Source organism: Citrobacter sp. MNAZ 1397 (assembly GCF_023613995.1).
In the GTDB taxonomy this organism is placed as follows: domain Bacteria; phylum Pseudomonadota; class Gammaproteobacteria; order Enterobacterales; family Enterobacteriaceae; genus Phytobacter; species Phytobacter ursingii.
Window position 1 is genome coordinate 176,871 of sequence record NZ_JAKIVH010000003.1, and the last position, 13,292, is coordinate 190,162.

Consider the following 13,292-nt stretch of genomic DNA (forward strand, 5'->3'; position numbering starts at 1 on the left):
CTCACCCTTGTGGTCTACTTATCCGCGCTTAAGAAGTTCCTCAATTAACTTCCCTTGCGTTTAATGCCCGATCGGCGCTGCTATGCGCGCTGAACGGTGCTGTTTTCCCTTTTTCCAGGGTTGCTTGCATGAGTTATATAAAAACGATGACTCAGCAGAAACTGAGTTTTCTGTTGGCGTTGTATATTGGCTTGTTTATGAATAGCGCAGTTTTCTACCGTCGGTTTGATGGTTATGCGCAAGCGTTCACCGTCTGGAAAGGACTCTCTGCGGTTGTCGAACTGGTTGCCACTGTCCTGGCGACTTTCTTTTTATTACGTGTGCTCTCATTATTCGGACGCCGTGCCTGGCGTGTACTGGCATCGCTGGTGGTGCTGTTTTCAGCAGCGGCCAGCTATTACATGACTTTCCTGAATGTGGTGATTGGCTATGGCATTATCGCTTCGGTGATGACCACTGACATCGATCTCTCCAAAGAGGTGGTGGGCTGGCAACTCTTTGCCTGGGTGGCGATTGTCAGCGTGATGCCGTTGTTGTCTATCTGGAATAACCGCTGTCGCTATACCCTGTTACGTCAGTTGCGTACCCGTGGTCACCGTATGCAGAGTGTGGCGCTGGTGGTGATGGCCGCGCTGCTGGTTTGGGGGCCAATCCGCCTGCTGGATCTGCAGCAAAAGGAAGAAGAACGGACCTCAGGCGTGGACATGCCGAGCTATGGCGGCGTGGTCGCGAACTCCTATCTGCCTTCCAACTGGCTTTCTGCGCTGGGTTTGTACGCCTGGGCGCAGGTGGACGAGTCGTCGGATCATCGCTCCTTGTTCAACCCGGCGGCGAAATTCAGCTATGTCGCGCCGGACGACATCAATGACACTTATGTGGTGTTTATCATCGGTGAAACAACCCGCTGGGATCACATGGGGTTACTCGGTTACTCGCGTAATACCACGCCTAAGCTTGCACAGGAGAAGAACCTGGTCGCTTTCCGGGGTTACTCATGTGATACCGCCACCAAGCTGTCGTTGCGTTGTATGTTTGTACGTGAAGGCGGGGCGGAGGATAATCCCCAGCGCACGATAAAAGAGCAGAACGTCTTCTCCGTGCTCAAACAGATGGGCTTCTCTTCCGATCTGTATGCGATGCAAAGCGAGATGTGGTTTTACAGCAACACAATGGCAGACAACATTGCCTATCGTGAACAGATTGGTGCGGAACCGCGGAACCGGGGTAAGAACGTTGACGATATGCTGTTAATTGATGAGTTACACCATTCGCTCGATAGCAACAAGCAGGGCAAGCATCTCATTATCCTGCATACCAAAGGTTCGCACTTCAACTATACCCAGCGTTATCCGCGTAGCTTTGCACAGTGGACGCCGGAGTGTGTTGGGGTGGACGATAAATGCAGTAAAGAAGAGTTGATTAATTCGTACGATAACTCTGTCACCTATGTGGACTATTTTATCGACAGCGTGATCGACAAACTGCGCGATAAAAAAGCCATCATCTTCTATGCGGCAGACCACGGTGAGTCGATTAATGAGAAGGAACATTTGCACGGTACGCCGCGTAAGATGGCGCCGCCGGAGCAGTTCCGCGTACCGATGATGGTGTGGATGTCAGACAAATATCTGCAAAACCCGGATAAGGCAAAGATGTTTGCGCAGCTGAAACAACAAGCGGATATGAAGGTGCCGCGCCGGCATGTTGAACTGTACGACACCATTATGGGTTGCCTGGGATATACCTCGCCAAACGGCGGGATAAATGAAAATAACAACTGGTGCCATCTACCTTCCGACAAGGTAAATTGAGGCACTGGCGGCTTTCTCGCCAGTCAGTTGGCTTTTTTACATTAAGGGATTGACGGTCGGGGTGTGTGGCAGTAAGATGCGCCCCGCATTCGGTGATTGGCGCAGCCTGGTAGCGCACTTCGTTCGGGACGAAGGGGTCGGAGGTTCGAATCCTCTATCACCGACCAAATTCGAAAAGCCTGCTCAACGAGCAGGCTTTTTTGCATCTGGGGTTTTGTAGCCCTGGCAAGCAAAGCGCCGCCGGGGGGAAAATGCGGCTCTGGTGGTCATTCCGTTCACCTGATGTTCTCTGCTTTTCTATAGCGACAGAACCCGTGAACGTGCCAGGGCGGCTCACCGCCGCCACCCTGGCGACCCGGGCTCCCGGCCAGGAAAATCGCCGCTGGCGCGGTCCATGAGGCTTATGTCGTCTGACTGTCAGGTCGGGGACCAGCCTGCGTCCTTGCAGGCTATCCCCTCCGCCCGCTTCCCTGCGGGCGGCCCCGGTCAGCCGTCAACGCCTCATCGATTTTCAGCCGGACCCTGTCATCGCTGTAAAACGAAATATTACTGGGGATCCCTCTCCCTCAAGGGAGAGGGGGAAAGTTAGTGTTCGCCTGGTGTTTTGTATGGCGGCAGATATCCGCCATTTTATGCTGGCGCGCACCGAATCTTCTCTCCTCACTCCCTGGAGAGACGGTTAGGGGAAAACCATCCGCTTCTGTTACCGTTCCATAACCTTATTTCACCCTGCCGCGTCACGGTTTTGTGACATAATCCATTGTATTTTTTTATATATAGTTCGATCTTTTTTCGCGTTGCTTATGGATAGGGTTAGCATTTTACGCTGTGCGTTTTAACGTTCGCGGTATTAATCGCTCATATATTCAGCATTCTGCAAGAAATTTTTCATAATCTGCTCAAACGTTAAACACCAACCTCAGATGATTCTCAAGCTTATTATTCTGCTCAAAACGGCATAGCACAAATTTACCTGCTGAAAATAGCGGCTTGAAGTTTTTTTTAACTTTGTTTGTTGATTCTCATCAACGATGTAAATCCCCGTTACCTGTATTGACGTTTTGACATTCTATTGACAGATTGTAGGGCATGAGGGGCATTTCATGGAGAATCTGCACTGCAACTCAGTCAATCTCGTGAAAGGATTTCCCGTCTCTCATAACTTCCGATAAGTCCAGGCAAAAATCTAATAACGGCCTGTCGGATAACCCAGCGCAAGGGTAACAACACATATCACATTGGAGCAGAATAATGAGTATTTCCTTGAAGAAGTCAGGGATGCTGAAGCTTGGTCTTAGCCTGGTGGCTATGACTGTGGCGGCCAGCGTGCAGGCAAAAACCCTGGTTTATTGTTCAGAAGGCTCGCCTGAAGGCTTTAACCCACAGCTTTTCACTTCTGGTACTACTTACGACGCCAGCTCTGTGCCGATTTATAACCGTCTGGTTGAGTTCAAAACCGGTACTACTGAGGTCATTCCGGGTCTTGCTGAGAAGTGGGATATCAGCGCCGATGGCAAAACCTACACTTTCCACCTGCGTAAAGGCGTGAAGTGGCAGGACAACAAAGATTTCAAACCGACGCGTGAATTCAACGCGGACGACGTCGTATTCTCCTTTGATCGTCAGAAAAACGCCCAGAACCCGTACCATAAAGTTTCTGGCGGCAGCTACGAATACTTTGAAGGTATGGGCCTGCCAGACCTGATTAGCGAAGTGAAGAAAGTCGACGACAACACCGTTCAATTCGTGCTGACCCGTCCGGAATCTCCGTTCCTGGCAGACCTGGCTATGGATTTCGCGTCTATTCTGTCCAAAGAATATGCCGACAACATGCTGAAAGCCGGCACGCCGGACAAAGTGGACCTGGATCCGATTGGTACCGGTCCGTTCCAGCTGCAACAGTACCAAAAAGACTCCCGCATTCTGTACAAAGCGTTTGAAGGTTACTGGGGTACCAAGCCGCAGATCGATCGCCTGGTCTTCTCCATCACGCCTGACGCTTCCGTACGTTATGCCAAACTGCAGAAAAACGAGTGCCAGGTTATGCCGTACCCGAACCCGGCTGATATCGCTCGTATGAAACAAGACAAAAACATTAACCTGATGGAACAGGCTGGCCTGAACGTCGGTTACATGTCTTTCAACACCGAGAAGAAACCGTTCGATGACGTGAAAGTACGTCAGGCGCTGACTTACGCGGTAAATAAAGAAGCGATCATCAAAGCTGTTTACCAGGGCGCTGGCGTTGCCGCGAAAAACCTGATTCCGCCGACAATGTGGGGCTACAACGACGACGTTAAGGATTACACCTACGACGTTGAGAAAGCGAAACAGTTGCTGAAAGAATCCGGCCACGAGCAGGGCTTCACCGTTGAACTGTGGGCGATGCCGGTACAGCGTCCGTATAACCCGAACGCTCGCCGTATGGCTGAGATGATTCAGGCTGACTGGGCTAAAATCGGTGTTCAGGCCAAGATCGTCACTTACGAGTGGGGCGAGTACCTGAAACGTGCGAAAGCCGGTGAGCACCAGGCTGTGATGATGGGCTGGACCGGTGACAACGGGGATCCGGATAACTTCTTCGCTACCCTATTCAGCTGCGCTGCGGCGAAAGACGGTTCCAACTACTCTCGCTGGTGCTACAAGCCGTTTGAAGACTTGATTCAGCCGGCGCGCGCAACAGATGACCACAACAAGCGTGTTGAACTGTACAAACAGGCTCAGGTAGTGATGCATGACCAGGCTCCGGCACTGATCGTCGCTCACTCCACCGTGTATGAGCCGGTGCGTAAAGAAGTCAAAGGCTATGTGGTTGATCCGCTGGGCAAACACCACTTCGAAAACGTGTCAGTTGAATAATAGGCACGATGCCTGAGTCCCTCCTCCCTTTCCGGGGGGAGGGTTTTTGTTCCTTATTCCTCCGGGAAAAGGCCTGGGTAGAGGGGATTTTCCCGTTTACCCAAACATGTGTGAGCAATACAGACGCACTACCGCCAGGTGCATGCGTCACTACAGAGAATCCGGGTTATGTTGCAGTTCATCCTCCGACGTCTGGGGCTAGTTATCCCGACGTTTATCGGTATCACCCTTCTCACCTTTGCCTTCGTTCATATGATTCCCGGTGACCCGGTGATGATCATGGCAGGTGAGCGTGGTATCTCTCCTGAGCGTCATGCCCAGTTGCTGGCAGAGCTTGGTCTCAACAAGCCGCTGTGGCAGCAATACGTCAACTATGTATGGGGCGTGTTGCATGGTGATTTAGGGATCTCTCTTAAGAGCCGTCTTCCGGTGTGGGACGAGTTCGTACCGCGTTTTAAAGCGACGCTGGAACTCGGCGTCTGCGCCATGATTTTTGCTGTGGCTGTCGGGATTCCGGTGGGCGTAATGGCCGCTGTGAAGCGTGGCTCCATTTTTGATCATACCGCCGTGAGCCTCGCGCTGACCGGTTACTCTATGCCTATCTTCTGGTGGGGCATGATGTTGATCATGCTGGTGTCGGTACACTGGAATCTGACGCCGGTATCCGGGCGCGTCAGTGACATGGTGTTCCTGGATGACAGTAACCCACTCACCGGTTTTATGCTGATCGACACGGCTATCTGGGGCGAACAGGGTAACTTTATCGATGCCCTGGCGCATATGATTCTGCCTGCCATTGTGCTGGGGACTATCCCGCTGGCGGTTATCGTGCGCATGACCCGTTCGTCGATGCTGGAAGTGCTGGGTGAAGACTATATCCGCACCGCGCGCGCCAAAGGGTTAACCCGGATGCGCGTTATCATCGTCCACGCGCTGCGTAATGCGATGCTGCCGGTGGTGACCGTTATCGGTCTGCAGGTCGGGACATTGCTGGCAGGTGCGATCCTGACGGAAACCATCTTCTCCTGGCCGGGCCTTGGCCGCTGGTTAATCGACGCGCTGCAACGCCGCGATTATCCGGTTGTGCAGGGTGGGGTATTGCTGGTCGCGACGATGATCATTCTCGTCAACCTGTTGGTCGACCTGCTCTACGGCGTGGTGAACCCGCGTATTCGTCACAAGAAGTAAGGGGCCATCATGTCACAAGTTACTGAAAATAAAGTTATCTCTGCACCGGTGCCGATGACCCCGCTGCAGGAGTTCTGGCACTATTTCAAACGTAATAAAGGCGCGGTCGTTGGTCTGGTTTACGTGATTCTGATGCTGCTTATCGCCATTTTCGCGAACGTACTGGCGCCGCATAACCCGGCGGATCAGTTCCGCGATGCCCTGCTGGCACCGCCGGTATGGCAGGATGGCGGCACATGGTCGCACATTCTGGGTACTGATGACGTAGGTCGCGATACCCTGTCGCGTCTGATGTTTGGCGCGCGCCTGTCGCTGCTGGTCGGCTGTCTGGTGGTGGTGCTGTCACTGATCATGGGGATTATCCTCGGTCTGGTGGCAGGCTACTTTGGCGGCGTTGTGGATAACATTATCATGCGTGTCGTCGACATCATGCTGGCGTTGCCGAGCCTGTTGCTGGCACTGGTGTTGGTGGCGATATTCGGTCCCTCGATAGTCAACGCGTCGTTAGCGCTCACCTTCGTCGCCTTGCCGCACTATGTGCGTCTTACCCGTGCTGCGGTACTGGTGGAAGTTAACCGCGATTACGTCACGGCTTCCCGCGTGGCGGGCGCGGGCGCGATGCGTCAGATGTTCGTCAATATTTTCCCTAACTGCCTGGCGCCGCTGATTGTTCAGGCGTCGCTCGGTTTCTCGAACGCCATTCTCGACATGGCCGCCCTCGGCTTCCTTGGCATGGGTGCGCAACCGCCAACACCGGAGTGGGGCACCATGCTCTCCGACGTGTTGCAGTTCGCGCAAAGTGCCTGGTGGGTCGTGACCTTCCCGGGTGTGGCGATCCTGCTGACGGTGCTGGCATTTAACCTGATGGGTGACGGCCTGCGTGATGCGCTCGACCCCAAACTGAAGCAGTAAGAGGTTCGAGATGGCGTTATTAAATGTAAATAAACTATCGGTGCATTTCGGCGACGAAGGCAGCGAGTTCCGCGCCGTTGACCGCGTTAGCTATAGCGTGAATCAGGGTGAAGTGGTTGGCATCGTGGGTGAATCAGGCTCCGGTAAATCGGTCAGCTCGCTGGCGATCATGGGGCTGATTGATTACCCCGGTCGCGTGATGGCAGAGCATCTGGAGTTCAACGGTCAGGATCTGAAACGCATTTCGGAAAAAGAACGCCGCAGTCTGGTGGGTTCCGAAGTGGCGATGATCTTCCAGGATCCGATGACCAGCCTGAACCCCTGCTACACCGTCGGTTTCCAGATTATGGAAGCGATCAAAGTGCATCAGGGTGGCAATAAGCACACCCGTCGCCAGCGCGCGATTGACCTGCTTAACCAGGTCGGTATTCCTGACCCGGCATCAAGGCTGGACGTGTATCCTCATCAGCTCTCCGGTGGGATGAGCCAGCGTGTCATGATCGCGATGGCCATCGCGTGTCAGCCGAAGCTGCTGATTGCCGATGAACCGACCACCGCGCTGGATGTGACCATTCAGGCGCAGATTATTGAGCTGCTGCTGGAGCTACAGCAAAAAGAGAACATGGCGCTGATTTTGATCACCCATGATCTGGCGCTGGTGGCCGAAGCGGCACACAAAATCATTGTGATGTATGCAGGTCAGGTAGTGGAAACCGGTGCGGCGAAAGATATCTTCCGCGCGCCGCGTCATCCGTATACCCAGGCACTGCTGCGCGCATTGCCGGAGTTTGCGCAGGATAAAGCCCGTCTGGCGTCGCTGCCGGGCGTGGTTCCCGGTAAGTATGACCGCCCGAATGGCTGTCTGCTCAATCCGCGTTGCCCCTATGCAACGGACCGATGCCGCGCCGAAGAGCCTGCGCTGAACACCGTCGATGGCGGACGCCAGTCGAAATGTCATTACCCACTCGATGATGCCGGGAGGCCCACACTATGAGTACGCACGAGGCCGCCACGCAACCGCTGTTGCAGGCTATCGACCTGAAAAAACATTACCCGGTGAAGAAGGGGCTGTTTGCCCCGGAACGCCTGGTAAAAGCGCTGGACGGGGTATCGTTCACCCTGGAACGCGGCAAAACGCTGGCAGTGGTAGGCGAATCCGGCTGTGGTAAATCCACGCTGGGCCGTCTGCTGACGATGATCGAAACTCCGACCGGCGGTGAGCTGTACTATCAGGGGCAGGATCTGCTGAAACACGATCCACATGCGCAGAAACTGCGTCGGCAGAAAATCCAGATCGTGTTCCAGAACCCGTACGGTTCGCTGAACCCGCGCAAAAAAGTGGGACAGATTCTGGAAGAACCGCTCCTGATTAACGCCTCCCTGAGCAAGGAAGCGCGTCGTGAGAAAGCGCTGGCGATGATGGCGAAAGTCGGCCTGAAAACTGAACATTATGACCGTTATCCGCATATGTTCTCCGGTGGTCAGCGTCAGCGTATCGCTATTGCCCGTGGCCTGATGCTTGACCCGGACGTGGTGATCGCCGACGAACCGGTCTCCGCGCTGGACGTTTCTGTCCGTGCGCAGGTGCTGAACCTGATGATGGACTTGCAGCAGGATTTGGGGCTGTCCTACGTGTTTATCTCCCATGACTTGTCGGTGGTGGAACACATTGCCGATGAAGTGATGGTGATGTATCTGGGCCGCTGCGTGGAGAAAGGCACCAAGGACCAGATCTTCAACAATCCGCGTCATCCGTACACCCAGGCGCTGCTCTCTGCGACGCCGCGCCTGAACCCGGACGATCGCCGCGAGCGCATCAAGCTCACCGGCGAGCTGCCCAGCCCGCTGAATCCACCGCCGGGTTGCGCATTCAACGCCCGCTGCCGTCGTCGCTTTGGCCCCTGCACCCAGTTGCAGCCGCAGCTGAAAGACTACGGCGGCCAGTTGGTTGCCTGCTTCGCGGTTGATCAGGATGAAAACGGCGAGAAGCCACAGGCATAACGCGCTGAAATGAAAAACCGGAGCCATGCGCTCCGGTTTTTTTATGCCTTCCCGGATGCGCTGACGCTTATCCGGGCTACCGCTCGTAGCCCCGGTAAGCGCAGCGCCACCGGGGACTGTCGGTTCTGGATTCAGCGCATCGGCTCACTGTCGTTATCAATCGGCGACCAGTCCAGCTTGCCCTGCTCGCGCACCTGACGCCAGGCGAGGAAGGTCAGCATCAACGTCACCACCGCATAGGCGAAGGTCACCGTCGGCGAGGCGTTAACCGCCATCTGATGCCCGTGAATAAAACCAAAGAAAGAGAGCACGGTGGCAGCAGCGGCATAAACAGCAGCCCAGTTAAAGCGACGGTCAATGATAAACGCGGCAATTGCCGCCATCATCAGCCCCGCCAGCACGGCGCCCCCGCCAGCGGTTGCCATACCGTTATAAAGCACGCCGTTATTGGCCATATTGGCTATCACCTCAGCAGGCAGATTCACCGTGTTGGCACCTGCCGCATTCAGTGCGCCGTCGACCTGCGTTTTCGCCCATTCCGCAATATTGGGTACCAGCGCCAGAATAATGGCTGGCGCATGACGTTTCGGCGACACCTGGAATGCCTGCGCACCAATCACCAGCCCGATAAACAGCAGAATCGGCACAATCGCGACCAGCGGAATGATCGACAACAGCAGGGCAGTAAGCCCCAGAAAACAGACAATCGCCATCGCAATACCGGTCGCCATTGAATAACCGATACGTCCCCCCATCGCTTTCCAGCCGGGGTGACCGATATAGACCGCAGGCGGGAACGGCGAGCCGAGCAGCGCACCGACAATCGCCCCCACGCCATCTGCCGCCAGCACCGCACGCAGGTTATAGCTGTCGCCGCCTACTGCCGCCGACTCCACGTTATTCAGGATTTCGGTGAAGTTGAAGATACCCAGGGGGATAGCCGTTACCAGTAGCGGCCAGACCAGCTCCGACGGCACACTGAACACATCGCCGGTAATGGAAGGCAGGTGTAACGCAAAATTGCCCGCCGCTTCTTTTACTGCGGCCGGGTTCATAATGTCGCTCAGGCCCAGCAGCGTGGCTCCCCAGCCCAACACGCAGCCAACGATAACCACCGCCAGTCCGCCCGGCAAACCGAACGGCAGGCGCACATTACCGACCCAGTTGAGCAGGATAATGGCGAAGCAGATAACGCCAATCCATGCCGTATCAAACATCTGATAAGCCGGGCGCATTGCGATAAAGGCAATCGCGATCCCGGCCAGCGTCCCCAGCATGGCGGCTCGCGGGGTATATTTCCGGATGGTCGGGCCAACGACGACGCCGAGCAGAACGATAACGCCGACGATCATTGCCCAGATAAGGCCCAGCTTCCACGCCAGCATCCAGTCTTTATGAATCAGCAACGTAGGCAGCATTACTACAAAGACCACGATAAACATATGCGGCACGCTGGGGCCGTAAGGCAGGGCAGTAACATCATTGCGGCCTTCGCGCCGGGCTAATCTCCAGGCGAGCCAGGCGTAGAAAAGATTTCCGAGGGGAAGTGCGATGCCCAGAGCAGGCAGGATACGACCATAAACCGTTGTTGCCGGGATTTGCGCGACGTACAGTGCCAGCCCGGAGAGCACCAGCACATTCAATAACACATTCGTGAACAGACCAAAAAAAGCATTTAAATCGCCCGCGACCCAAAGCTGTGGCCGATGAGCGAAATTTCCTTGCGCCATGATCCTACTCCTGACGTTATCAAGCTGTCATAAAGTGGCCGGTATAAGCTCTCCAGCCTCCCAAAGAGGTAATTTCTTTTTGTCCTTTCACCAGCCAGGGTTCGGCCAGCACACCCAGTACTTCACTACCGTCACTTAACTCCACTTTGCCAACGCATAAACCGGCCGGTTCTTTTTGCAGAATCTCCCCGAGCCCGGCAGGCGGCACGGCCCAAATTTCCAGCGCAATCTGCCCGCCCTCTCCGGGTGTGCGAATCATGCCAGGGTGGTTATCATTTATGCTCCAGCAGCGGTAGCAAGCGGCGGTAGTGTCTTCACGAACAAACTCAGCCTGTGCAGCAATCATATTAGGATTAAGCACAAGGCCACGCATTAATGTGCCATTAACGGCGAGTAAAATCTTATTATTTATCATGGTATTTTGCTCTGAAAAGCGAATCAGTATTAGCAAGTAAAACGGGTGCCGCCATTGCCGCTTAGCGCACGGGAAATGCCCTGCGGCGTGGTAATCAGGCCCAGCCCCTGCGGTTGAGCGCGCAAGTAAGTCAGCATGGCTTCAATTTTCGGGGCCATGCTGCCCGCGCCAAATTCGCTGCTTTGCAGCAGCGCTTCTGCTTCGGTGAGTGAAAGCTGGCTAAGCCAGCGCTGCTGCGGTGAACCAAAATTGACGGCTACTTGTTCGACGCCCGTCGGGATGAGCAGCATCCCGGCTCCCAGTTCACAGGCTAATAGCGCAGAGGCGCGGTCTTTATCGATAACGGCCTGCGCCGCAATCAGCGTGCCGTCGCTATCGCGCCAGACCGGAATACCGCCGCCACCGCAGGCAATCACCAGTACGTTTTGTGCCAGCAGGTCGCGAATGATGGGGGTCTCGATAATTTCCAGCGGCGCCGGGGAGGGGACAACACGTCGCCAGCCGCGTCCTGAATCTTCGGCAATATGCCAGCCTTGCGTTTTCGCGAGACGCGTTGCCGTTTCGTGGTCCATCCAGGCGCCGATAGGTTTATCCGGCGCTGAGAATGCCGGATCGTTTGGGTCAATACGGGTTTGCGTCACCAGCGCCACAACGCGGATAGCGGAAAAACCCCGCGCCGTCAGGGCATTGCTCAACGCGTTCTGGAACATAAAGCCAATCGCGCCCTGCGTGTCGCCAACAGCATATTCCAGCGGTACGGTGGGCGCTGCATCTTTGGCGACTTCACTGCGGCGCAGGATAAACCCCACCTGTGGGCCGTTGCCGTGCGTTAATACCACACGCCAGCCAGCGGCAATCAACGCCACCACATGGCTGGCCGTCTCTTTTACTGCTTCATATTGCTGCTCAAGCGCATTTTCGCCCGGCGAGCGGATCAGTGCGTTGCCGCCGACAGCGACGACAGCAACCTTACCGCTACACACGATCGTCCCCTTGCGACAGTGCCGTCAGCCCGGCAATAAAGCAGGCCAGCGGTGCGGTGGTGATGCCCGCGCCAATTTGTCCGACGCCCGCCAGCTTATGGGCGATGCCGGTATTGATGATGGGCAGAATATTGCTGTCGACAACGCGTCGCGCGTCAATGCCGCAGCCGCTGCCGACAAAATTGAGGGCCGGAAGGGTAAACGCCGGCTGGGTGGTCAAGGTAATTTCATGCATGGCCTGGCTGTGTCTCACTGCATCAGCCGGCGTGCCGCCAACAAATTTAACGATGGCCGGTGACGCCGCCATGGCAAACCCGCCAATGCCTGCGGTTTCCGTAATGGCGGAGTCGCCCAGATCTGCTGCCGCATCGTTAATACCAAAACCCGGAAAAAACAGACCATCAACCGGGTTTGCCGGCGCCTGGAACCAGCGATCGCCGGTCCCGGAAAGACGGATGCCGAAGTTGACGCCGTTGCGTGCCATCACGGTGACCATTGAACTGTGCGGGACATCACTGGCGGCATCAAGCATCGATTTACAGGCCGCCATGGACAGATTCAGAAAGAAGTGATCGTTGGCCGCGATAAACTCCAGCACTTCCGGGCCCTTTTCAAGACGGGCCAGATGGGAGGCAAGGCGGCGAAAGAACAACCCGCTGGCCGCGACATTGCGGTTATGGCATTCATCACCCATATGCAGCGCCTGGGCAATCATGGGCTTGAGTTCAATATCGCCGCTCATGGCAAGTGCTTGCCTGAGCACAGGCGCCAGCACATCGGCCATCCAGCGCAGGCGGGTCAGCACATCCTCGTGGTTGGCGCCAAAGCGCAGCACTTTCCCCAGCCCTTCGTTGAAATTACAGTAGGCCCGGTTGCCATGCGTTTTATTCTCAACAATCCAGACCGGCATGGAGGGGCTGATAATCCCCGCCATTGGCCCGGTGGCGTGGTGGTGATGGCAGGGTTCCAGCGCGACCTCGCCATGTGCCGCCATTCGCATGGCCTGCTCAACGTTGTCGGCCCAGCCTTCGAGCACAATCGCACCGGCAATCGCCCCCTGCATTGGGCCACACATCTCTGCCCAGGCGATGGGCGGGCCTGCATGCAGAATTTTACGTTCTGTTGCCAGCGCCGGAATCGCTTCCTGCGCTGTACTGATTCCGATAAGCACCGGTTGCGCATCCAGGTAGCGCTGCAACGCGATGTCATTTGCCGCATCCACGCGGGTATCCGCCATTAATTTCGCCAACATCCAGTTAGCCTCTTCGTCACCGAATGCTGCGGGTTGCCATTGCAGATGCAAAACATCCCCTCCTGCATCACGCAGATTATTGGCGAAACTCTCCAGGCCCAGGTTGAGCACGCTGAGCGGTTGTTGAAATAACGTCGTCAT

The 13,292-nt window shown here is 55.6% G+C and carries 10 protein-coding genes and 1 tRNA gene; 7 read left to right on the forward strand and 4 right to left on the reverse strand.

What is annotated here, in order from left to right:
- The first annotated feature begins 128 nt into the window (after window positions 1-128).
- The 7 genes from eptB (at window position 129) to dppF (ending at window position 8,771) form a co-directional block, all read left to right on the forward strand.
- Window positions 129-1,811 (forward strand): kdo(2)-lipid A phosphoethanolamine 7''-transferase, encoded by a 1,683-nt coding sequence (eptB, locus tag L2097_RS18080; RefSeq protein ID WP_047372670.1) that lies wholly within the window; start codon window positions 129-131, stop codon window positions 1,809-1,811.
- 90 nt (window positions 1,812-1,901) lie between these two features.
- Window positions 1,902-1,978: transfer RNA gene (locus L2097_RS18085), tRNA-Pro, on the forward strand.
- Window positions 1,979-3,062: 1,084 nt separating this feature from the next.
- Window positions 3,063-4,670 (forward strand): dipeptide ABC transporter periplasmic-binding protein DppA, encoded by a 1,608-nt coding sequence (gene dppA / locus L2097_RS18090; RefSeq protein ID WP_047372672.1) that lies wholly within the window; start codon window positions 3,063-3,065, stop codon window positions 4,668-4,670.
- Window positions 4,671-4,838: 168 nt separating this feature from the next.
- Window positions 4,839-5,858 carry a dipeptide ABC transporter permease DppB gene (gene dppB, locus L2097_RS18095; protein ID WP_039080198.1) on the forward strand — a complete coding sequence of 340 codons (1,020 nt, stop codon included), beginning with the start codon at window positions 4,839-4,841 and terminating at the stop codon, window positions 5,856-5,858.
- 9 nt (window positions 5,859-5,867) lie between these two features.
- Window positions 5,868-6,770 carry a dipeptide ABC transporter permease DppC gene (gene dppC / locus L2097_RS18100; RefSeq protein ID WP_047372673.1) on the forward strand — a complete coding sequence of 301 codons (903 nt, stop codon included), beginning with the start codon at window positions 5,868-5,870 and terminating at the stop codon, window positions 6,768-6,770.
- A 10-nt stretch (window positions 6,771-6,780) separates the two neighbouring features.
- On the forward strand, window positions 6,781-7,764 hold the full coding sequence (gene dppD / locus L2097_RS18105) for a dipeptide ABC transporter ATP-binding protein (RefSeq protein ID WP_047372674.1): 984 nt from the start codon (window positions 6,781-6,783) through the stop codon (window positions 7,762-7,764).
- Window positions 7,761-8,771 (forward strand): dipeptide ABC transporter ATP-binding subunit DppF, encoded by a 1,011-nt coding sequence (gene dppF / locus L2097_RS18110; RefSeq protein ID WP_047372675.1) that lies wholly within the window; start codon window positions 7,761-7,763, stop codon window positions 8,769-8,771. The genes dppD and dppF overlap by 4 nt, the downstream gene beginning before the upstream one ends.
- A gap of 131 nt (window positions 8,772-8,902) precedes the next feature.
- On the opposite strand, the gene L2097_RS18115 is transcribed toward dppF, so the two are convergent.
- From L2097_RS18115 to L2097_RS18130, 4 genes are read right to left on the reverse strand one after another with little or no spacing between them, the layout of a single operon-like run.
- The gene (locus L2097_RS18115; RefSeq protein WP_250353429.1) at window positions 8,903-10,501 is read right to left on the reverse strand and encodes a regulator; all 1,599 of its coding nucleotides are present in this window, start codon (window positions 10,499-10,501) and stop codon (window positions 8,903-8,905) included.
- A 19-nt stretch (window positions 10,502-10,520) separates the two neighbouring features.
- The gene (locus L2097_RS18120) at window positions 10,521-10,916 is read right to left on the reverse strand and encodes an allophanate hydrolase-related protein (RefSeq protein ID WP_250353430.1); all 396 of its coding nucleotides are present in this window, start codon (window positions 10,914-10,916) and stop codon (window positions 10,521-10,523) included.
- 29 nt (window positions 10,917-10,945) lie between these two features.
- Entirely contained in the window at window positions 10,946-11,899 is a 954-nt protein-coding gene (locus L2097_RS18125; protein WP_047372678.1) for a carbamate kinase, read from the reverse strand.
- Window positions 11,892-13,292, reverse strand: coding sequence for a YlbE family protein (locus L2097_RS18130; RefSeq protein WP_047372679.1), 1,401 nt, complete (start codon window positions 13,290-13,292; stop codon window positions 11,892-11,894). Before L2097_RS18130 ends, L2097_RS18125 begins: the two co-directional genes overlap by 8 nt.

Bases quoted from the DNA above. Each gene is read 5' to 3' on its own strand.
- eptB (WP_047372670.1), top strand. From the start codon at position 129: ATGAGTTATATAAAAACGATGACTCAGCAGAAACTGAGTTTTCTGTTG.
- dppA (WP_047372672.1), top strand. From the start codon at position 3,063: ATGAGTATTTCCTTGAAGAAGTCAGGGATGCTGAAGCTTGGTCTTAGC.
- dppB (WP_039080198.1), top strand. From the start codon at position 4,839: ATGTTGCAGTTCATCCTCCGACGTCTGGGGCTAGTTATCCCGACGTTT.
- dppC (WP_047372673.1), top strand. From the start codon at position 5,868: ATGTCACAAGTTACTGAAAATAAAGTTATCTCTGCACCGGTGCCGATG.
- dppD (WP_047372674.1), top strand. From the start codon at position 6,781: ATGGCGTTATTAAATGTAAATAAACTATCGGTGCATTTCGGCGACGAA.
- dppF (WP_047372675.1), top strand. From the start codon at position 7,761: ATGAGTACGCACGAGGCCGCCACGCAACCGCTGTTGCAGGCTATCGAC.
- L2097_RS18115 (WP_250353429.1), bottom strand. From the start codon at position 10,501: ATGGCGCAAGGAAATTTCGCTCATCGGCCACAGCTTTGGGTCGCGGGC.
- L2097_RS18120 (WP_250353430.1), bottom strand. From the start codon at position 10,916: ATGATAAATAATAAGATTTTACTCGCCGTTAATGGCACATTAATGCGT.
- L2097_RS18130 (WP_047372679.1), bottom strand. From the start codon at position 13,292: ATGACGACGTTATTTCAACAACCGCTCAGCGTGCTCAACCTGGGCCTG.